Annotated in this window: 20 protein-coding genes and 2 tRNA genes; 13 read left to right on the forward strand and 9 right to left on the reverse strand. The window is 55.8% G+C overall.

Annotated elements, in window-relative coordinates; genetic code table 11:
- A partial coding sequence (gene argA / locus ENTHG_RS12785) for an amino-acid N-acetyltransferase (protein ID WP_044180719.1) occupies window positions 1-810 on the reverse strand: 810 nt, incomplete at its 3' end.
- A gap of 228 nt (window positions 811-1,038) precedes the next feature.
- On the opposite strand from argA, the gene amiC reads away from it, so the two are divergent.
- A complete protein-coding gene (gene amiC, locus ENTHG_RS12790) occupies window positions 1,039-2,292 on the forward strand; it encodes an N-acetylmuramoyl-L-alanine amidase AmiC (protein WP_044180251.1) in 1,254 nt (417 codons plus the stop codon).
- Window positions 2,293-2,387: 95 nt separating this feature from the next.
- On the opposite strand, the gene ENTHG_RS12795 is transcribed toward amiC, so the two are convergent.
- Window positions 2,388-2,464 (reverse strand) — tRNA-Met (locus ENTHG_RS12795).
- A gap of 46 nt (window positions 2,465-2,510) precedes the next feature.
- A tRNA-Met gene (locus ENTHG_RS12800) sits at window positions 2,511-2,587 on the reverse strand.
- A 203-nt stretch (window positions 2,588-2,790) separates the two neighbouring features.
- Between ENTHG_RS12800 and mltA the strand changes: the two genes are divergently transcribed.
- Entirely contained in the window at window positions 2,791-3,888 is a 1,098-nt protein-coding gene (gene mltA, locus ENTHG_RS12805; RefSeq protein WP_044180252.1) for a murein transglycosylase A, read from the forward strand.
- 76 nt (window positions 3,889-3,964) lie between these two features.
- The gene (tcdA, locus tag ENTHG_RS12810; protein WP_044180253.1) at window positions 3,965-4,771 is read left to right on the forward strand and encodes a tRNA cyclic N6-threonylcarbamoyladenosine(37) synthase TcdA; all 807 of its coding nucleotides are present in this window, start codon (window positions 3,965-3,967) and stop codon (window positions 4,769-4,771) included.
- Between the two features lie 30 nt (window positions 4,772-4,801).
- Here the strand turns inward: tcdA and csdE are convergent, their stop codons facing one another.
- Both csdE and csdA read right to left on the reverse strand, forming a co-directional pair.
- Complete coding sequence (csdE, locus tag ENTHG_RS12815) at window positions 4,802-5,245, reverse strand: cysteine desulfurase sulfur acceptor subunit CsdE (RefSeq protein WP_044180254.1); 444 nt, start codon at window positions 5,243-5,245, stop codon at window positions 4,802-4,804.
- Window positions 5,245-6,450, reverse strand: a complete 1,206-nt coding sequence (gene csdA, locus ENTHG_RS12820; RefSeq protein WP_044180722.1) for a cysteine desulfurase CsdA — start codon at window positions 6,448-6,450, stop codon at window positions 5,245-5,247. The genes csdE and csdA overlap by 1 nt, the downstream gene beginning before the upstream one ends.
- A gap of 192 nt (window positions 6,451-6,642) precedes the next feature.
- On the opposite strand from csdA, the gene ENTHG_RS12825 reads away from it, so the two are divergent.
- The 4 genes from ENTHG_RS12825 (at window position 6,643) to rlmM (ending at window position 9,655) form a co-directional block, all read left to right on the forward strand.
- A complete protein-coding gene (locus ENTHG_RS12825; protein WP_044180255.1) occupies window positions 6,643-6,870 on the forward strand; it encodes a YgdI/YgdR family lipoprotein in 228 nt (75 codons plus the stop codon).
- Between the two features lie 348 nt (window positions 6,871-7,218).
- The gene (gene gcvA, locus ENTHG_RS12830) at window positions 7,219-8,133 is read left to right on the forward strand and encodes a glycine cleavage system transcriptional regulator GcvA (RefSeq protein WP_044180256.1); all 915 of its coding nucleotides are present in this window, start codon (window positions 7,219-7,221) and stop codon (window positions 8,131-8,133) included.
- Window positions 8,134-8,166: 33 nt separating this feature from the next.
- Window positions 8,167-8,562, forward strand: a complete 396-nt coding sequence (locus tag ENTHG_RS12835) for a DUF423 domain-containing protein (protein WP_044180257.1) — start codon at window positions 8,167-8,169, stop codon at window positions 8,560-8,562.
- Window positions 8,555-9,655 (forward strand): 23S rRNA (cytidine(2498)-2'-O)-methyltransferase RlmM, encoded by a 1,101-nt coding sequence (gene rlmM, locus ENTHG_RS12840; RefSeq protein WP_044180258.1) that lies wholly within the window; start codon window positions 8,555-8,557, stop codon window positions 9,653-9,655. The genes ENTHG_RS12835 and rlmM overlap by 8 nt, the downstream gene beginning before the upstream one ends.
- A gap of 31 nt (window positions 9,656-9,686) precedes the next feature.
- Here the strand turns inward: rlmM and xni are convergent, their stop codons facing one another.
- The 4 genes from xni to queF form a co-directional block, all read right to left on the reverse strand.
- Window positions 9,687-10,439: a flap endonuclease Xni gene (gene xni, locus ENTHG_RS12845; protein WP_044180259.1), complete on the reverse strand. Its 753-nt coding sequence runs from the start codon at window positions 10,437-10,439 to the stop codon at window positions 9,687-9,689.
- Between the two features lie 129 nt (window positions 10,440-10,568).
- On the reverse strand, window positions 10,569-11,858 hold the full coding sequence (locus ENTHG_RS12850; RefSeq protein ID WP_044180260.1) for an HAAAP family serine/threonine permease: 1,290 nt from the start codon (window positions 11,856-11,858) through the stop codon (window positions 10,569-10,571).
- Window positions 11,859-12,331: 473 nt separating this feature from the next.
- Window positions 12,332-13,696 carry a nucleotide 5'-monophosphate nucleosidase PpnN gene (gene ppnN, locus ENTHG_RS12855; RefSeq protein ID WP_044180261.1) on the reverse strand — a complete coding sequence of 455 codons (1,365 nt, stop codon included), beginning with the start codon at window positions 13,694-13,696 and terminating at the stop codon, window positions 12,332-12,334.
- Between the two features lie 118 nt (window positions 13,697-13,814).
- The gene (gene queF, locus ENTHG_RS12860; protein ID WP_044180262.1) at window positions 13,815-14,660 is read right to left on the reverse strand and encodes an NADPH-dependent 7-cyano-7-deazaguanine reductase QueF; all 846 of its coding nucleotides are present in this window, start codon (window positions 14,658-14,660) and stop codon (window positions 13,815-13,817) included.
- A gap of 70 nt (window positions 14,661-14,730) precedes the next feature.
- On the opposite strand from queF, the gene syd reads away from it, so the two are divergent.
- The 6 genes from syd to ENTHG_RS12890 all read left to right on the forward strand — a co-directional run bounded on the left by syd (window position 14,731) and on the right by ENTHG_RS12890 (window position 20,676).
- Window positions 14,731-15,276: a SecY-interacting protein gene (gene syd, locus ENTHG_RS12865; protein ID WP_044180264.1), complete on the forward strand. Its 546-nt coding sequence runs from the start codon at window positions 14,731-14,733 to the stop codon at window positions 15,274-15,276.
- A gap of 635 nt (window positions 15,277-15,911) precedes the next feature.
- Window positions 15,912-16,241, forward strand: coding sequence for a YqcC family protein (locus ENTHG_RS12870; RefSeq protein WP_044180266.1), 330 nt, complete (start codon window positions 15,912-15,914; stop codon window positions 16,239-16,241).
- Window positions 16,241-17,023: a tRNA pseudouridine(65) synthase TruC gene (truC, locus tag ENTHG_RS12875; RefSeq protein WP_044180268.1), complete on the forward strand. Its 783-nt coding sequence runs from the start codon at window positions 16,241-16,243 to the stop codon at window positions 17,021-17,023. The genes ENTHG_RS12870 and truC overlap by 1 nt, the downstream gene beginning before the upstream one ends.
- A 17-nt stretch (window positions 17,024-17,040) precedes the next feature.
- The gene (locus tag ENTHG_RS12880) at window positions 17,041-17,490 is read left to right on the forward strand and encodes a flavodoxin (RefSeq protein WP_044180269.1); all 450 of its coding nucleotides are present in this window, start codon (window positions 17,041-17,043) and stop codon (window positions 17,488-17,490) included.
- A 490-nt stretch (window positions 17,491-17,980) separates the two neighbouring features.
- Window positions 17,981-19,333, forward strand: a complete 1,353-nt coding sequence (gene gudP, locus ENTHG_RS12885) for a galactarate/glucarate/glycerate transporter GudP (RefSeq protein WP_044180271.1) — start codon at window positions 17,981-17,983, stop codon at window positions 19,331-19,333.
- Between the two features lie 2 nt (window positions 19,334-19,335).
- On the forward strand, window positions 19,336-20,676 hold the full coding sequence (locus tag ENTHG_RS12890) for an enolase C-terminal domain-like protein (RefSeq protein WP_044180273.1): 1,341 nt from the start codon (window positions 19,336-19,338) through the stop codon (window positions 20,674-20,676).
- Window positions 20,677-20,719 lie beyond the last annotated feature (43 nt).

The following is a 20,719-nucleotide window of genomic DNA, read 5'->3' on the forward strand; positions in this document are numbered from 1 at the left end:
ATAGCTGATCAGGTGGCTACGCCGCACGCCGCTGCGGCAGGCTTTCATCGCCCCGCGCAGAAAACGCACGGTGCCGGAATAGTAATCCCCCTGGGCTTCCAGCGCTTCTACCCGCGCCTGCGCTTCGTTGGGGAACAGTTCAGAGACGATTTGCCCCTCATCGTTGTACACCCCCTGCGAGGAGCAAAAGCCGATCATCTTTTCCGCTTTCAGCTTGATAGCCAGTTGGGTGGCAATCTCTTCGGAGGTGAGGTTAAAGCTTTCACCGGTTACCGAGACGGCGACCGGCCCCATCAGCACGATGGCGCCGCTGTCGAGCTGGCGGTGAATGGCCTCTTCATCAATACGGCGGATACGGCCGCTGTGGCAGTAGTCGATGCCGTCATCAACGCCCAGCGGCTGCGCGATAATAAAGTTACCGCTGACCACGTTAATATGCGCACCCTGCAACGGCGTGTTATTAAGGCTCATCGACAGGCGGGCGGTGATATCAAGCTGCAGCAGACCCGCCGCCTGCTTCACCAGCTCCAGCGTTTTGGCGTCGGTCACGCGGGTATGTTTATGATAAACCGGTTCGTGATGATGGGCCGCCAGGTTGGCCTCAATCTGCGGGCGGGCGCCATAGACCACGACCAGCCGGATGCCCAGGCTATGCAGCAGGCCGATATCGTTGACGATACTGGAGAAATTTTCATGCTCAATGGCTTCGCCGCCGAGCATAATGACAAACGTTTTTCCGCGATGAGCATTAATATAGGGAACAGAATGGCGGAATCCCTGTACCAGTTCGGTTCTACGTTCCTTTACCACGGCCAACCCTCAGTGCATGATTATTCGTTAATTGTGTATTTTTATTCTTTTATTGCTACGGACGCAAGCCAAAATTTCACCCTATCCGCGTCAATGCCTTGCTACTTCTTATTCATCAAACGTATGTTTACCCTTTTATTGATGACAGTTTATGCATCATTCGCTAAAGTTTTCGCTCAAAATTGACGTTTAATTAATAGTTCACCTTATTTTTTGCTCGGGAGAAGCATGTCGGGAAGTCATTCAGGGGTAAGCCGCCGCAGGCTGTTGCAGGGCGCAGGGGCGATGTGGTTACTCAGCGTGAGTCAGGTCGGTCTGGCTGCCGTAAGCCAGGTGGTTGCGGTGCGTGTCTGGCCCGCATCGACCTATACGCGCGTGACGGTGGAATCCAACCGGGTGTTGAAGTACCGCCAGTTTGCGCTCAGCAACCCTGACCGTCTGGTGGTAGATCTCGAAGGCGTCAATCTTAACTCCGTCCTGAAAGGGATGGCGGCGCAAATTCGCCCTGACGATCCGTTTATTCAGTCCGCGCGTGTCGGCCAGTTCGACCCGCAAACGGTACGCATGGTTTTTGAGCTTAAGCAGAATATCAAACCGCAGCTGTTTGCCCTTGCGCCGGTCGCCGGTTTTAAAGAGCGCCTGGTGATGGACCTCTACCCGGCGAACGCGAAAGACGTGCAGGACCCCCTGCTGGCGCTGCTGGAGGAGTATAACCAGGGCGATCTGGAGCGACAGGTACCGCCTGCCCAGAGCGGGCCGCAGCCCGGCAAAGCAGGGCGCGACAGGCCGATTGTCATTATGCTCGACCCAGGACACGGCGGCGAAGATCCGGGGGCTATCGGTAAGTACCGTACCCGGGAAAAAGACGTTGTACTGCAGATTGCCCGGCGGCTGCGGGCCCTTATCGAAAAAGAGGGCAACATGAAGGCCTATATGACGCGCAACGAGGATGTGTTTATCCCGCTTAAGGTGCGCGTGGCCAAAGCGCAGAAGCAGCGCGCCGATCTGTTTGTTTCTATCCACGCGGATGCCTTCAGTAGCCGTCAGCCTAGCGGCTCCTCGGTCTTCGCTCTTTCCACCAAAGGCGCTACCAGTACGGCGGCAAAATACCTTGCCGATACGCAGAACGCCTCGGACTTAATCGGCGGCGTCAGCAAAAGCGGCGATCGCTACCTCGATCATACGATGTTCGATATGGTGCAGTCGCTCACCATCAATGACAGCCTGAAATTTGGCAAAGAGGTGCTTAACAAACTCGGCAAGGTGAATAACCTGCATAAAAACCGCGTTGAGCAGGCTGGCTTTGCGGTGCTGAAAGCGCCGGATATTCCCTCTATTCTGGTGGAAACGGCGTTTATCAGTAACATTGCCGAAGAGCGTAAGCTTAAGACGGCGAAGTTTCAGCAGGAGATTGCGGAGTCGATACTCGCGGGGATCAAAGCGTATTTTGCCGATGGCGCGACGCTGGCAAGAAGAGGGTAGGAGCGTTTCGCACAAACAGGCCGGGTGGCGTGGCATCCGGCTTGCAGACTACAAACCGCAGAAACAAAAAAACACCCGAGAGGGTGTTCTTGTATTGGTTGCGGGGGCCGGATTTGAACCGACGACCTTCGGGTTATGAGCCCGACGAGCTACCAGGCTGCTCCACCCCGCGTCCGCGTGTTTACACTTCCGTCATGTAAACTTTTCTTCTTTTTAATTGGTTGCGGGGGCCGGATTTGAACCGACGACCTTCGGGTTATGAGCCCGACGAGCTACCAGGCTGCTCCACCCCGCGTCCGTGGATGCGCAATATACTCCGCTGACTTTTTGATGCAACCTTTTTTTACGAATATCACGTAATAACGGTCGGAACGGGCAAAAATAGTGCAAGGTGATGGTTTTGTGTGCGAAATTTATCTCTTCTGGCGCTATCACGTATCATTAGCAGGGGCGGTTTGCTATCTTCATCACGCTTTGGGTTAATAGAAGATGAGAGAAATGAAAGGACGTTGGGCAAAATATCTACTTACAGGCGCCATGGTGGCCATCCTTGCAGCCTGTACCTCAAAACCGACCGATCGCGGTCAACAGTATAAAGACGGGAAACTCACCCAGCCTTTCTCTCTGGTAAACCAGCCTGATGCCACAGGCGCGCCGATTAACGCCGGCGACTTTGCCGAACAGGTCAGGCAGATTCGCAGCGCCTCTCCGCGTCTCTACTCAGGCCAGAGCAATGTCTATAATGCGGTAGAGGAGTGGCTGCGCGCCGGCGGCGACACCCGCACGATGCGCCAGTTCGGTATCGACGCCTGGCAGATGGAAGGGACAGATAACTACGGTAACGTGCAGTTTACCGGCTACTACACGCCGGTAGTGCAGGCGCGTCACACCCGCCAGGGCGAATTCCAGTATCCGATTTACCGCATGCCGCCGAAACGGGGGCGTTTACCGTCCCGCGCGCAAATTTATGCGGGCGCGCTCAGCGAAAACTATGTGCTGGCCTGGAGCAATTCATTAATGGATAACTTCATTATGGACGTGCAGGGCAGCGGCTATATCGATTTCGGCGACGGCAGTCCGCTTAACTTCTTTAGCTATGCCGGTAAAAACGGCCACGCCTACCGCAGCATCGGCAAAGTGCTTATCGATCGCGGCGAAGTGAAGCGGGAAGATATGTCGATGCAGGCAATCCGACACTGGGGCGAGACCCACAGCGAGGCGCAGGTACGCGAACTGCTGGAGCAAAACCCCTCATTCGTCTTCTTTAAACCGCAGTCTTACGCGCCGGTGAAAGGGGCCAGCGCCGTGCCGCTGATTGGTCGCGCTTCTGTCGCCTCCGACCGCAGCATCATTCCGGCGGGCACCACGCTGCTGGCGGAAGTGCCTCTGCTGGATAACAACGGCAAATTCACCGGCCAGTATGAGCTGCGCCTGATGGTGGCGCTGGACGTCGGCGGGGCGATTAAAGGGCAGCATTTCGATATCTATCAGGGCATTGGCCCGGATGCCGGACATCGTGCCGGTTGGTATAACCACTATGGCCGCGTCTGGGTGCTGAAAACCGCGCCGGGGGCAGGTAACGTCTTTAGCGGCTGAGTGTGCTATTCTGAACGCCATTTCGGCGGATAAGACAGGGTGAGGATAATCTCACCCTTTTTAATTCTGAGGTTATATGTCAGTTGTATTAAGCGATGCCTGGCGTCAACGTTTTGGCGGCACCGGGCGTCTGTATGGTGAGAAAGCGTTGCAGCTGTTTGCCGATGCGCATATCTGCGTGGTCGGCATTGGCGGCGTCGGTTCCTGGGCGGCCGAGGCGCTGGCGCGCACCGGTATCGGCGCCATCACGCTTATTGATATGGATGACGTCTGCGTGACCAACACTAACCGCCAAATTCACGCGTTGCGTGATAACGTCGGGCTGGCGAAAGCGGAAGTGATGGCGGAGCGTATTCGCCAGATCAACCCGGAATGCCGGGTCAGCGTGGTGGATGATTTCGTCACGGTTGATAACGTCGCGCAGCATATGAGCGCGGGCTTTACGTATGTGATTGACGCTATCGATAGCGTGCGGCCGAAAGCCGCGCTGATCGCTTACTGCCGCCGTAATAAGATCCCGCTGGTGACCACCGGCGGCGCGGGCGGGCAGATCGATCCTACGCAAATTCAGGTCAGCGATCTGGCGAAAACCATTCAGGATCCGCTGGCGGCAAAACTGCGCGAGCGGCTGAAAAGCGACTTCGGCGTGGTGAAGAACAGCAAAGGCAAGCTGGGCGTGGACTGCGTTTTTTCTACCGAGGCGCTGGTCTATCCGCAGTCTGACGGCTCGGTCTGCGCCATGAAAAGCACGGCTGAGGGGCCAAAACGGATGGATTGCGCCTCCGGCTTCGGCGCGGCGACAATGGTGACCGCTACCTTCGGCTTTATTGCCGTTTCCCATGCGCTGAAAAAAATGATGGCTAAAGCAGCCCGCCAGGGTTGAGATTGCCGGAGGGCGCAGACCCTCCGGGGGTTAAACGGCGCGAGCCGCCTCCAGCACCGCGTCGTTCAGCGCGTTCAGCCCATGATTGCGTGAGGCGCTCAGCTGCGCTCTTAGCCCCAGCTCATCAAACAGCGCCAGCGGCGAGCGTACCAGAAGCTCAGCGGCAGTTTTCCCTTCTACCGCCGTTAACAGCACCGCCAGCAGGCCGCGGACAATGCGCCCTTCGCTATCGCCAAAAAAGTGCAGCGTCCCTGTTTCTGCCACCGTATGGCCCAGCCAGACGCGGTTTTCACAGCCGGGAATCTCCCTTGCCTGCGCTTTTAGCGCGTCCGGCAGCGCCGGGAGCTGCTTGCCTAACAGAATAAGTTGGCGATATTTATCCTCCCACTGCATCAGCGGGCTGAACGTGTTGCGTAATGTCTCTTCGGTTACGGTTGTGCCAAACGGGTGTCCGGCATACAGAGGGTTTGTCATTAATCCACCAGCAGATCCAGCGCGCGGTCAACGGCTTCGAGCAGCGCGTCGACATCGCTTTGCGTGTTGTAAGGAGCGAAAGAGGCGCGAAGGGTGCCTTTGACCCCCAGCGCCGTCAGTAAAGGCTGCGCACAGTGCTGCCCGGCGCGCAGGGCGATGCCGTAGCCAGCCAGCAGAGTCACCATATCGCTGTGGTGTACGCCCGCGAAATCAAACGCCAGCAGGCTGGAATCCTGAGCCCGGAAAGAGCGAAAACCAGGCCTTTTCGCCAGCGCGTCTTCGGCGAGGGTCGCCAGCCCGCGGCTGTAGCTCTCGGCTTTGGCGATATCAATGCCCTCAAGCCATTCCAGCGCGGCGCACAGGCCAATGACCCCCGCGACATTTGGCGTACCCGCTTCAAATTTATAGGGTGCAGGCTGGGTAGTGAAACCGTCGAAGGTGACCTCAGCGATCATTTTGCCGCCCCCCAGCCAGGGAGACATCTCATCCAGCAGGTGGGTTTTGCCATACAGCGCGCCGATCCCGGTTGGTCCGTAAAGTTTATGGCCGGAGAAGGCGTAAAAATCGATATCGAGCTGCTGGACGTCGGCAGGAAAATGGACCACGCCCTGCGCTCCGTCCACCATCACCACCATCCCCGCCTGATGAGCGATAGCAATGGCTTTTTGCAGGTCGGGGCAGCCGCCGGTAACGTTGGACATCTGCCCCAGCGCAAGAATACGGCTGCGCGGGGTGAGTAAGGCGGGCAGCCGCGAGAGATCCGGCAGCAAATCCCCGCCGATGGGCAACTTCACCACCCGCGCCCCCGTCTGCTCCGCGACCATCAGCCAGGGAACAAGGTTGGCATGATGCTCCGCCTCGCTGACGATGATCTCATCGCCCGCCTGCAGGCGTGGGCGAGCGTAGCACTGGGCAACCATATTAATGGCCTCGGTGGTGCCCCGCGTCCAGACGATGTTTTTACCCGTCGGCGCGTTAAGAAGCGCAGCGACCCGGTCGCGGGCGGCTTCATAACGGGCGGTCAATTTTTGCGCCTCGGCAAACTGGCTACGGTGTACATTACCGGCGCTCAGGCTGTAAAACTGCGCTGTCGCATCAATGACCGCCTGCGGCTTTAAGGCGGTGGCGGCGCTGTCCAGATAGACCCCCGCATCGGCAAGGGCGGGAAACTGCGCGCGAAACTGTGCAGGGTTAAAAGCATTCATGGTATTCCCCTTATCAATCATTTGATCGTCGCGCAATTTCCTGCTGGTAGCAAGGTAGTTGATAACCATCGGAATTATCTGTTTATCCTGGCAGCCTTCTGTAAGCAGGTTATGCTAAATAGTGTTAGGTGGATGTTGAAGCCTGTTATTAATCGAGGCATATATAGCATGAATTGCTAAAAGGAGAAAAATATGAAAAAGACCGCTGCGATTATTTCTGCCTGTTTATTTTCTTTTGCCCTGAGCGCCTGTTCCGGTCCTAACTATGCGATGCACACCAATGATGGTCGTACAATCGTATCTGAAGGGAAACCGAAAACAGATGACCAGACCGGCATGATCTCCTACAAAGATGCCAATGGCAACGAGCAGCAGATCAACCGTACTGACGTAAAAGAGATGGTCGCGCTGGAAAAATAACCTTTTTTCAGGCAAAAAAAAGCACCGCAATCTTGCGGTGCTACATTAATCACTATGGACAGACAGGGTAAATGTACAGGAAGTGAAAAAGGGTAGCGTTGCTACCAGGGTCTGAATAGCAGACCAATTGCAAACACAACAACACAACATCACAACCGTAAGCCAAAAGCCCTTCAGAACACGCATTCCAAAAAAAGCTTCTCGTTCCGGCTCAGGAAGTGCCGCCACTATAGGTATTTGCTGGTAGAAGCTCAACGGACAATTTATAATGGCTCAGATAAAAAAACTAATGGGTTACACATTGTTTCCTGTTTGTTACGCAGCCTTAACATCTAAGCCTGAAAAACCATGTCCAAGCGATTACCTCCACTTAATGCACTACGCGTTTTTGACGCTGCCGCTCGCCATCTAAGCTTTACGCGCGCGGCCGATGAGCTGTTTGTCACTCAGGCTGCGGTAAGCCATCAAATCAAGTCTCTGGAGGATTTTCTGGGGCTCAAGCTCTTTCGCCGACGCAATCGTTCGCTACTGTTGACCGAAGAAGGGCAGAGTTATTTTCAGGATATCAAAGAGATCTTTTCTCAATTAACCGAAGCGACGCGTAAGCTCCAGGCACGCAGCGCGAAGGGCGCGCTGACGGTCAGTTTGCTGCCCAGTTTCGCCATTCAGTGGATGGTGCCAAGACTGTCCAGCTTTAACTCAGCTTATCCGGGAATCGATGTGCGTATCCAGGCCGTTGACCGCCAGGAAGATAAACTGGCCGACGATGTCGACGTGGCGATTTTTTATGGCCGCGGCAACTGGCCGGGGTTACGTGTCGAAAAGTTATACGCCGAATATTTGCTGCCGGTTTGCTCACCGTTATTGCTAACGGGAGATAAACCGTTGAAGACGCCAGCCGATCTGGCGCAACATACTCTGCTGCATGATGCTTCGCGTCGTGACTGGCAAACTTATACCCGGCAATTGGGTCTTAATGTCAATGTTCAACAGGGACCGATCTTTAGCCATAGCGCGATGGTGCTACAGGCGGCAATCCACGGACAGGGAATCGCACTCGCCAACAATGTGATGGCGCAGTCGGAAATTGAGGCAGGCCGTCTGGTCTGCCCGTTTAATGATGTTCTGGTCAGTAAGAACGCCTTTTATCTGGTTTGTCATGACAGTCAGGCAGAACTGGGTAAAATAGCCGCCTTTCGACAGTGGATCCTGGCAAAAGCGGCAAGCGAGCAGGAAAAATTCCGTTTCCGTTACGAACAATAATTTGCGCTTAGCGCATGACTTTAAGGTACGCACATGACCAGCCGTTTCATGTTGATTTTCGCCGCGATAAGCGGTTTTGTGTTTGTCGCGCTGGGCGCGTTCGGCGCGCACGTTTTAAGTAAGTCTCTGGGAGCCGTAGAGATGGGCTGGATACAGACCGGCCTTGAGTATCAGGCATTCCATACGCTGGCGATTTTCGGCCTGGCGGTGGCGATGCAGCGCCGCATCAGTATCTGGTTTTACTGGAGCAGCGTTTTTCTCGCGCTCGGCACCGTGCTGTTTAGCGGCAGCCTTTACTGCCTGGCGCTCTCTCATCTGCGCCTGTGGGCGTTTGTTACCCCCGTCGGCGGCGTCTGCTTCCTGGGCGGCTGGGTTTTAATGTTAATTGGTGCAATTCGTCTGAAACGTAAGGGCGTTGTTCATGAATAAAGTTGTTTTGTTGTGTCGCCCCGGTTTCGAGAAAGAGTGCGCCGCAGAAATTACCGATAAAGCCGGGCGTCGCGAAGTGTTTGGCTTTGCCCGGGTCAAAGATCATACGGGCTATGTCATTTTCGAATGCTATCAGGCGGAAGACGCGGACAAACTGGCGCGCGAACTGCCGTTCAGCTCGCTGATTTTCGCCCGGCAGATGTTTGTGGTGGGTGAGCTGCTGCAAAACCTGCCGCCGGAAGATCGTATCACCCCTATCGTCGGCATGCTGCAGGGCGTGGTGGAGAAGGGCGGCGATCTGCGCGTTGAGGTGGCGGACACCAACGAAAGTAAAGAACTGATGAAGTTCTGCCGTAAGTTCACCGTGCCGCTGCGCGCGGCGCTGCGTGAAGCGGGCGTGCTGACCAACTATGAAACGCCAAAGCGCCCGGTGGTGCACGTGTTCTTTATCGCCCCCGGCTGCTGCTATACCGGCTACTCCTACACCAACAACAATTCGCCGTTTTATATGGGCATTCCGCGCCTTAAGTTTCCGGCTGATGCGCCGAGCCGCTCGACGCTCAAGCTTGAAGAGGCGTTTCACGTTTTCATCCCGGCGGATGAGTGGGATGAGCGCCTGGCGAACGGCATGTACGCAGTGGATCTGGGCGCCTGCCCTGGCGGCTGGACCTATCAGCTGGTGAAACGCAACATGTGGGTTTACTCCGTTGATAACGGCCCGATGGCGCAAAGCCTGATGGATACCGGCCAGGTGACGTGGCTGCGTGAAGACGGTTTCCGCTATCGCCCGAACCGCAATAACATCTCATGGATGGTGTGCGATATGGTGGAAAAACCGGCGAAGGTGGCGGCGCTCATGGCGCAGTGGCTGGTAAACGGCTGGTGCCGCGAAACCATTTTCAACCTCAAATTGCCGATGAAAAAACGCTACGAAGAGGTGTCGCAAAACCTGGCGTATATTCAGGCGCAGCTGGACGAGCACGGCATTAACGGCCAGATTCAGGCCCGCCAGCTTTACCACGATCGTGAAGAGGTGACCGTGCATGTGCGCCGGATGTGGGCGGCAGTGGGCGGACGCCGCGACGAACGGTAAAACTTTCGTCGGGCGCGCTCGCGCCCGGCGTCTACCGCAGCCGCAGCTGCTGTAAATTCCCGTCCAGCTGTAAGGTGGTTTGCAGGCGCGCCACCTCCCGGCAGATAAAGGCCATCTCTTTATGGGCGGCCAGCTTAGTGCGCCATTTCTCCGGCACCGCCTCCAGGTTCGCATACAAATTTTCCAGCGTTGAGTACTGGTTAATCAACTGCGTGGCGCTTTTCGCCCCAATCCCCGCAACGCCTGGAATTTTTGAACTGCCAATGCCGGCAAGCCCCCAGTAGTCCGCCAGCTCCGCAGGCTGCACGCCAAATTCGGCGGCGATAAAGGGGGAGTCCAGCCAGCGTTTTTGAAAATAATCCCGAATCTGAATGCCTGGCGCCAGCAGCTGGCAGAAGCCCTTATCGGTAGAGACGATGGTGGCCTGGTGCCCGGCCTGCGCCACTTTTACGGCAAGCGTGGCGGCAAGATCGTCGGCCTCATGACCCGGCGAGACCCAGCTCTGAACGCCGCGCTCAGCAAAGGCGGCGCGCAGGGACGGCATTTCATCGTGCAGCGATTCCGGCATGGGCGCGCGCCCCGCCTTATAATCGGGCAGACGCTGATGCCGCCAGCCTTCGCTGCGCGCATCGTCGTCGAACACCGCCACGGCGTGGGTAGGCTGACTATGGACGATCAGCTGCTCCAGCGCATGCTGGCAGGCCGTCAGGCAGGGAGAGCCCTGCACCGCATGAATGCGGCGGATAAGGTTAAGCGCATCGACAATCAACAGATGAATAGCCATCGTTCCCTCCAGGCCTTATTACGTCAGCTAAGGGTAACACTGTGGCGAGCGGTAAACTATCTGCGGTCTGGAATTCGGGAAGGCGCTTCGCAAAACGCGCGCCGCCTGCATGAGGCGGCGCGAGGAGGGTTAGCTGAACAGGGAGTAGAAGATTGCTGAGATGGCAATCAGCCCCATGACAACGACAAACGCGTTGCTGATATGGCCGCTGTATTTACGCATTGCCGGTACTTTTGCAATGGCGTACATCGGCATCAAAAACAGGATCATGGCGATAACCGGGCCGCCCAGCGTTTCAATCATGCCCAGAATGCTGGGGTTGAGCGTCGCAACCGCCCACGTGGTCAGGAGCATAAACAGCGCGGTGATTTTGTTGAGCCTGCTAATCTCGATGCTTTTACCTTTACCGCGCAGGGTCTTAATGACCATGCCGTTAAAGCCTTCACGCGCGCCCAGGTAGTGGCCGAGGAAGGATTTGGTAATCGCAATGATGGCGATAATCGGTGCCATCCAGGCAATAACCGGCGCGTTAAAGTGGTTCGCCAGGTAAGAGAGGATGGAGATATTCTGCGCTTTCGCCGCCGCCAGATCCGCCGGGGAGAGGCTCAGCACGCAGCTAAAGACAAAGAACATCACCGTCAGCACCATCATCACATGCGCGCAGGCCAGGATGCGGGAGCATTTACGCTCGGCCTGTTCGCCATACTCTTCGCGTTTCGCCACGGCGAAAGAGGAGATAATCGGCGAATGGTTAAAGGAGAAAACCATCACCGGAATGGCCAGCCAGAGCGTCATCCACAGGCCGTTGCCGGTTGCTCCCGCGTGGGAAAGCGACAGCGTTTCCAGCGCGCTGGTGCTCCACTGTGGGATCAGGTAGCAGGCCAGCACCATCAGCGCGGCGACGAAGGGAAAAACCAGAATGCTCATCGCCTTGACGATCATCTGCTCGCCGAAACGCACAATGGTCATCATGCCGACAATCAGAATCAGTGACAGGATAGCGCGGGGAGGCGGCGTCAGGGCCAACTGGTGGATCATAAAGCTTTCCACCGTATTGGTAATCGCCACGCTGTAGACCAGCAGAATCGGGTAGATAGCGAAAAAGTAGAGCAGGGTGATGAGCTTACCGGCCCCAACGCCAAAATGTTCTTCCACCACTTCGGTAATATCTTCGCCGGGGTTTTTACCCGACAGCACAAAGCGCGTCAGGCCGCGATGGGCGAAAAAGGTCATTGGGAAGGCGATGATCGCCATGATAATCAGCGGGATCATTCCGCCGACGCCAGCGTTGATGGGTAAAAAGAGCACGCCTGCGCCGATAGCCGTGCCGTACAGGCCCAGCATCCACATCGTGTCCGTTTTACGCCATGCGCTGCGCGTTTCACTTGCAGCAAGCGTGCCGGTTTGAATCGTTTCCATTTAATTTCTCCAGGAGGAAGTAACGGGCCGCTTTTTAGCCGAATCGAGGGCTAAAGAAGGAGGCGGTAATATGAAATGCTTTTCTTTACGTTTTTTTATAATTTCTTTCCGTAACTATCGGCGGGCGGCAAGATATATGGATGCTCTCAATATAAAAGCGATCGCGATCACAAATACGATAATGCACTTTTAATGTGGTTTTTATTGGCGAAAAATTTCGCATGATGATCGCAAGCTGAAATTAATGGTCGCGAAGGCTATCACTGGCGGGATTTGCGATCAAAGACTCTGCATAAAAACACGATAAAGTCGCTGTTTGCAGGCAAAATGACAGGGCTTTATCACTCTTAAGGGCAATTTTAGACATAAATATTCGTTGCGTATTTAATGCGCAAACGATTGGCTGGCTGAGGGAAGGGAGGTTGGTCATGCTGCGAAGTCCCGGATGCGGATTGCATCCGGGACTTCGTAAATCAGGTACAAATTTCGTAGCAGGGGATATAGGCGGAGCCCGGCAGCTTCATGCGGTGCTGGGCGACAAAGCCCTGCAGCAGATCGTCCATCCGGCGCATCATTTCCCGGTCGCCGTGAATTTTGTAGGGGCCATATTTCTCAATGGCGCGTATTCCCACCTCTTTCACGTTCCCGGCGACAATGCCCGAAAAGGCGCGGCGCAGGTCCGCCGCCAGCACTTCCAGCGGCTGGTCAGGATAAAGTTTCAGATTCGCCATATTCTCATGCGTCGGCTCGAAAGGCATTTGCAGATCGGGTGCGATGCGAATCGACCAGTTGAAGCTGTAGGCGTCGCCGGTCTCGCGGCGGTTTTCTTTCACCTGCGGCATCGCTTTTTTCATCAGGCGCGCTACTTCCGGGGCATCGTTAATCACGATGTGATAGTGGCGGCGGGCGCTCTCGCCAAGGGTGCTGACAATAAACTCATCCAGCACACGGAAGTAGTCCGCGCTCTCTTTCGGTCCGGTGAGAATAAGCGGCAGTACCTGATCTTTATTGGCCGGGTTCATTAAAATACCCAGCAGATAGAGCAGTTCTTCCGCCGTACCTACGCCGCCGGGGAAGATAACAATGCCGTGGGCGATACGGACAAACGCCTCAAGGCGCTTTTCGATATCCGGCATGATGATCAGTTCGTTCACCAGCGGGTTTGGCGGCTCGGCGGCAATAATAGACGGCTCGGTCATGCCGATAAAACGCCCGTCTTTATAGCGCTGCTGAGCGTGGCCGACCGCCGCGCCTTTCATGGGCGCTTCCATCGCGCCGGGGCCGCAGCCGGTGCAGATATTCAGTTCGCGCAGGCCAAGCTGCGTGCCGACACGCCGCGCGTAGAGATACTCCGTTTCGTTGATGGAGTGACCGCCCCAGCACACCACCATACTCGGCGCTTCGCCCACGTGCAGAGCACGGGCGTTACGCAGAATAGAGAAGACCATGTTGGTGATATGGCTGGAGTCTTCCAGATTAAGATGCTGGAAGCGGCCCGCGTTGTGGAGCTGCCCGTTAACGAACAGAATATCGCGGAGTACCGCGAAGAGGTTAGCCTGCAGGGCGCGAATCAGTCTCCCGTCGACGAAGGCCTCTTCCGGCGGGTTGATCAGTTCAAGTTTGACCCCGCGCTCGCGGCGCAGGACATTAATATCGAAACTCTCATTACGGGATAACAGTTCTTTACTGTTATCGGTCAGACTCCCGGAGTTAAGTACGGCGAGCGAGCAGTTGCGAAACAGTTGATACAGGTCGCTGCTGGCCGTGCGTTTAAGCATATCGACTTCCAGCTGCGACAACATATCCATTGAGCCAAGCGGGCTAATATGTGTAATCAAGTGAACTCCTTACGGGACGAAAGTTGTATCTTCCCTGATGATTACAATAGCCTCGCCTGATGACGTTTAACAACCTGCCGGAACGATTCTCTTTCGCCGGGGCGAAAAATCACCTTTTTTACTGACGAACCAGCCGCCCTGTAGCCGGTTCAAACGCGGTATTGCTGCGCCAGGGGTTGATGTCCAGCCCGCCACGGCGGGTATAGCGCGCATAGACGCTCAACGCCTCCGGCTGGCAGAAGCGCTGGATATCGGTGAAGATGCGCTCGACGCACTGCTCATGAAACTCATTATGGTGACGGAACGACACCAGATAGCGCAGCAGTTTTTCGCGATCAATTTGCGGCCCGCGGTAGGTAATTTGTACCGATCCCCAGTCTGGCTGGTGGGTAATCAGGCAGTTAGATTTCAGCAGGTGGCTGACCAGCGTCTCCTCAACCTTTTTACCCTGCGCGGCGTCGGTCAGCAGGGCGGCGTCAAAGGTATAGCTGTCGATGGCGATATCCTGATCGTCAATGCAGACACCGTGAAAATGGGCGATGGGCTGGCCTTCCATCTCGTCCAGCCGGTACAGGCGCACCGAAACCGTTCCCTGCGCGCAGGCGCTAAGATCGCGCTCAAGGGTAGCCTGCACCTCCTGCCAGCTGGCGAAGCGGGTCTGATTAAAGCTGTTCAGATAGAGCTTAAAGCTTTTCGATTCGACCAGATTGACGCTGGCGTAATCCAGTTCGACATGGCCAACGGCAACCTGCGGTAAACCCTTCGCATTGAGCCAGGATAGCTCATACAAAGTCCAGATATCCGCGCCGTGGAAGGGCAGGCTGTCAGCATAGAGCCCCAGCGGATCGCGGTTAAGACTGCGGGGTACGCCCTGCAGCAGGCTCGCGTCATAGTGGTCGCGGTAGTCGGTACTTTTGCCGAGCGTCAGGCCAGCCAGCGCCTGGTGGTTATCATAGGAAGACATGTTTCATCGCCATCATTACGGGTACACTAAGAGGCAAATTGTATCCTGGCTTAGATAAAGAGAGAAATCGGTGGAAAAAGAGACAGCCCTTGCCCTGACCGCATTTACAGAGCGCTACTGCGACGCCTGGCAGAAGTCGTACGGCACATGGCCCCAGAGCGAAGCGCTGTATGGCGTGCCTTCTCCGTGCATTCTTTCTTCCACTGAGAGCCTGGTCACATGGCGACCCCAGCCCTTTTCTCCGTCGCAAAATGTAAACGCCATTGAACGCGCGCTGGAGATTGTGGTACAACCTGCGATCGATGCGTTCTATACCACACAATTTGCCGGGGATATGCCGGCGCGGTTTAGCGGCGAATCGCTTACGCTACTGCAAACCTGGAGCGCGGACGATTTCCTTAGAGTGCAGGAAAATCTCATCGGCCATCTGGTAACGCAGAAAAGGCTTAAGCTCTCTCCTACTCTCTTTATTGCCACGCTGGAGAGCGAAATCGAGGTTATTTCGCTATGTAACCTGAGCGGCGAAGTGGTCAAAGAGCGGCTTGGCACCAAACAGCGCAGCGTATTAGCCCCTTCTCTTACGGACTTTCTCAACCGCCTTGAGCCTGTTCTGTAATCCCAATTGCTACTGTTCTTGTGAGAGATCTCTTACACAACCTGTGAGAGATCGACTATTCATTTTCCTGCTATTGGTCTGCACATTCTGGTTAAAGATAATTTTTTCAATAAGTTAAAAGAATTACACGCAGTAATATTATGCTTAACGTCCTAAGTATTTGCCTTAAGCTTACTTGTAAGACGAAGCGGGATCGGTGATTCTATCTACGTCGACAGGGAGTCGCGCATCGGAATACTCATCAGGATGATGATGTTTCGACAAAGGAAACACCGGGATGGTGCTGCAAGGAAGGCTTCAGGATGAAGCAAAAGGACAATGCGGGATTGCATTAAAGGACACCTCCAGGAAGGAGAACGTGAGCCGAAACGGATAGACGGCGGATCAGGACGATCAGGGACACGCTTTACGGACAAAGCATATCCACATCGGGGTGGTGTGGGCAGGATGCGCTGGTTTACGGATGAACAGGTCAGGAGACCACAGGAAAAGTTGTCAAGGATGAGCAGGGAGCACTAAAAGTAGCCGGACTGCTGCGAAACGAACCGGGAGCACTGTTTTTACAGTGCTCCCTTTTTTATTTCCCGCCACTGGTGCTATCCTGCGCGCCAGTCTGTTCTTTTTTTGAGGTTTCCATGACTCTGCACTCGCGCGTACGTCAGCAGCTCCAGCATATTGAAGCGTTGCTTCGTGAACACCAACAGTGGCAGGCCGTTGCGCCGGACCCGGGCGTGTTTGAAAGTACCCAGCCCTTTTGCATGGACACGCTTGAACCTTACGAATGGCTGCAGTGGGTGCTCATCCCGCGGATGCATGCCCTGCTGGATGGCGAGCATCCTTTACCGACGGCATTTGCTATCGCGCCTTATTATGAAATCGCGCTGGAGGCGAGCCATCCGGCGCGCGATGTGATACTGGCGCAGCTACAGGCGCTTGATGCCCTGTTTACCGGCGAAGATGCCTGATGCTGGAGATAATCTACCAGGATGAGTGGCTGGTGGCGGTCAATAAGCCGTCCGGCTGGCTGGTGCACCGTAGCTGGCTTGATCGGGACGAAAAAGTGGTGGTAATGCAAACCGTGCGCGATCAAATCGGCCAGCATGTCTTTACCGCGCATCGTCTCGACAGACCCACCTCCGGGGTACTGTTGATGGGGTTGTCCAGCGAAGCGGGCCGCCTGCTGGCGCAGCAGTTCGAGCAGCATCAGATCCAAAAACGCTATCACGCTATCGTCCGCGGCTGGCTGATGGAGGAGGCGGTGCTCGACTATCCGCTTGTCGAGGAGCTGGATAAAATCGCCGACAAATATGCCAGAGTCGATAAAGAGCCGCAGCCCGCGGTGACCCACTACCGTGGGCTGGCGACGGTGGAGATGCCTGTCGCGACCGGGAAATTCCCCACTACCCGCTATGGCCTCGTCGAACTGACGCCGCAAACCGGGCGCAAACACCAGCTGCGCCGCCATCTTGCACATTTACGCCATCCGATCATCGGCGACAGCAAGCACGGCGATTTACGCCAGAATCGCAGCGCCGCCGCCCATTTTGGCTGTCACCGGCTGATGCTTCACGCCAGCGAACTGACCCTTACGCACCCCTTTACCGGGCAGCCGCTGATCCTGCGCGCCGGGCTGGATGATGTCTGGATGCAGGCGCTGCCACAGTTCGGTTGGCGCGGTCTTCTCCCCGAAAATGAAAGGGTTGAGTTTGCCGCCCACAGCGACCAGGATGAAGTGAATCACTATTAACGCAAGGAGTGTTGAGCATGGCGGAAATCGGCATTTTTGTCGGCACGATGTATGGCAACTCGCTGCTGGTGGCGGAAGAGGCGCAGGCCATTCTGAACGAGCAGGGGCACAGCGCCAGGGTTTTTGAAGACCCGTCGCCTGCGGACTGGGAAGCTTACAAAGAGAAATACGCGCTGGTGGTGACATCGACAACCGGGCAGGGGGATCTGCCCGACAGCATTATGCCGCTGTATCAGTTTATCCATGACCGTCTGGGGCACCAGCCTGCGCTGCGTTACGGCGTTATTGCGCTGGGTGACAGCACCTATGCCCATTTCTGCGGCGGCGGCAAAAAATTCGACGCGCTTTTGCAGGATCAGGGCGCACAGCGAGTGGGTGACGTGTTACTGATAGACGGTAGCGAACACCCGGAGCCAGAGAGTGTTTCTAACCCCTGGGTGGAGCAGTGGGCGGCAAGGGTAAAATAAGGTTTAGCCCTCCCCCTACAGGAGGGCTATCCGCTTAGTTTGCCGTAAGCGGAGAATAGCGACCTGCCTATTATCTCATCACTGAATCGATTAAGCCTCGGGCATATGCCCGTAAAAACCTTTCCTTTTCTCCGGTTTTAGCGTGCATTTTCACGGCGTCAAGCGACAGCATTCACAACTCTTCTAAATTGCTTGACTTTGAGTAAATGTTAGCGCCCAAACTTTTCATTTCCGTGAGTTAGTCCCCATCGCCCTGGGCTTATGCAAGAAACCATCGGGCACGCCCGGCAGAATGTTGTGTGGTTGCACGGTGAGAGTTCAACCCCCCCTTTTTTATACTTTTTACGCCAGTTAAAAAAATGCAGTGCGCAGGGAATAGCGACCCGGCAGGTAAGCTGCAAAAAACACAACTACATCATCCTGACTTTCCCTACGAGTTGCGCTATTGCGGATGAATGTACATGAACATTTATGCTTCGGGAGTACAACAATGAGTTCATTAAGCCAAGCGGCGAGCAGCGCTGAAAAGCGCACCAATGCCCGCTACTGGATAGTGGTGATGCTGTTTATCGTCACATCCTTTAACTACGGTGACCGCGCGACGCTCTCCATCGCCGGTTCAGAAATGGCCAAGGATATCGGTCTTGATCCGGTCGGCATGGGGTATGTTTTCTCCGCATTCTCCTGGGCTTATGTTATAGGCCAGATCCCGGGCGGCTGGCTGCTTGACCGCTTCGGTTCCAAGCGCGTCTACTTCTGGTCCATCTTTATCTGGTCCATGTTCACCCTGCTGCAGGGCTTCGTCGATATTTTCAGCGGTTTTGGCATCATCGTAGCGCTGTTTACCCTGCGCTTCCTGGTGGGGCTGGCCGAGTCGCCTTCCTTCCCTGGCAACAGCCGCATCGTCGCGGCCTGGTTCCCGGCGCAGGAGAGGGGCACGGCGGTAGCGATCTTTAACTCCGCACAGTATTTCGCAACGGTTATCTTCGCGCCGATCATGGGCTGGCTGACGCACGAGGTGGGCTGGTCACACGTCTTCTTCTTTATGGGTGGTCTGGGGATTGTCATCAGCTTTATCTGGCTGAAAGTGATTTATGAGCCGAACCAGCACCCGAAAGTGAACAAAAAAGAGCTGGAGTACATCGCCGAGGGCGGCGCGCTGATCAACATGGATCAGAAAGAAAATAAAGTAAAAGTGCCGTTCAGCGTTAAGTGGGGGCAGATCAAACAGCTGCTGGGTTCCCGCATGATGATTGGCGTATACATCGGCCAGTACTGCATTAACGCCCTGACGTACTTCTTTATCACCTGGTTCCCGGTCTATCTGGTTCAGGCGCGCGGCATGTCGATTCTGAAAGCGGGCTTTGTCGCCTCTGTTCCGGCCATTTGCGGTTTTGCTGGCGGCGTGCTGGGCGGCATTATCTCCGACTGGCTGATGCGTCGTACCGGCTCGCTGAATATCGCGCGTAAAACGCCCATCGTGCTGGGTATGCTGCTCTCGATGGTGATGGTGTTCTGTAACTACGTAAACGTCGAATGGATGATCATCGGCTTTATGGCGCTCGCCTTCTTCGGTAAAGGTATCGGCGCGCTGGGCTGGGCGGTTATGGCCGACACGGCGCCGAAAGAAATCAGCGGCCTGAGCGGCGGCCTGTTCAACATGTTCGGTAACATCTCCGGTATCGTTACCCCGATTGCTATCGGCTACATCGTTGGCACCACCGGTTCGTTCAACGGCGCGCTCATCTACGTTGGTGTCCATGCGCTGGTAGCGGTAGTGAGCTATCTGGTACTGGTGGGTGATATCAAACGTATCGAACTGAAACCTGTCACAGGACGATAAATATGAATACGCAAGCAAGCCCCGTTATTACCGATATGAAGGTCATTCCGGTCGCCGGACATGACAGCATGCTGATGAATATCGGCGGCGCGCATAACGCTTATTTCACTCGCAACATCGTAGTTTTGACAGACAACGCCGGTAACACCGGCGTTGGTGAGGCACCGGGCGGGGAGGTGATCTACCAGACGCTGGTCGATGCCATCCCGATGGTGCTCGGCCAGGAGGTCGCCCGCCTGAACAAAGTGGTTCAGCGGGTACACAAGGGCAACCAGGCGAGTGATTTCGACACCTTCGGTAAAGGTGCCTGGACGTTTGAACTGCGGGTCAACGCCGTAGCGGCGCTGGAGGCCGCGCTGCTTGACCTGCTGGGTAAAGCGCTGAATGTGCCGGTGTGCGAACTGCTTGGCCCCGGTAAACAGCGTGATGCGGTCACGGTGCTGGGCTATCTGTTCTATATCGGCGACCGGACCAAAACCGATCTGCCTTATCTGGATAAAACCCACGGCAACCACGACTGGTATCACCTGCGCCATCAGGAGGCGATGAACAGCGATGCGGTAGTGCGGCTGGCGGAAGCGTCCCAGGATCGGTACGGCTTTAAAGACTTCAAGCTGAAAGGCGGCGTGCTGCCGGGCGAGCAGGAAATTGAAACCGCGCGCGCCCTGAAAAAACGCTTCCCGGACGCCCGTATCACCGTGGATCCGAACGGCGCGTGGCTGCTGGACGAAGCCATTGCCCTGTGCAAAGGGCTGAACGACGTGCTGACCTATGCCGAAGATCCGTGCGGCGCGGAGCAGGGCTTCTCCGGCCGCGAAGTGATGGCGGAGTTCCGTCGCGCCACCGGTCTGCCTGTCGCCACCAACATGATCGCCACCAACTGGCGTGAAATGGGCCATGCGGTCATGCTTAACGCAGTGGATATTCCGCTGGCGGACCCGCATTTCTGGACGCTCTCCGGCGCGGTGCGCGTGGCGCAGCTGTGCGACGACTGGGGCTTAACCTGGGGTTGCCACTCTAATAACCACTTCGATATTTCGCTGGCGATGTTTACCCACGTTGGCGCTGCGGCACCGGGTACGCCTACCGCTATCGACACCCACTGGATCTGGCAGGAGGGCGAAGCGCGCCTGACGAAACAGCCGCTGGAAATCAAAGACGGCAAGATTGCCGTACCGGACGCACCCGGCCTGGGCGTAGAGCTCGACTGGGGGCAAATCGAAAAAGCCCATGAGGCTTATAAACGTCTTCCTGGCGGCGCACGCAATGACGCGGGCCCGATGCAGTACCTGATCCCGGGCTGGACGTTCGATCGTAAACGCCCGGTATTTGGACGCCGGTAATAAATTTGAGGGATAAATAATGAGTACATTAAGTTCCACACCT

Origin of the sequence: Phytobacter massiliensis JC163, from assembly GCF_000321045.1 — a bacterium.
GTDB classification, from domain to species: Bacteria; Pseudomonadota; Gammaproteobacteria; order Enterobacterales; family Enterobacteriaceae; genus Phytobacter_A; species Phytobacter_A massiliensis.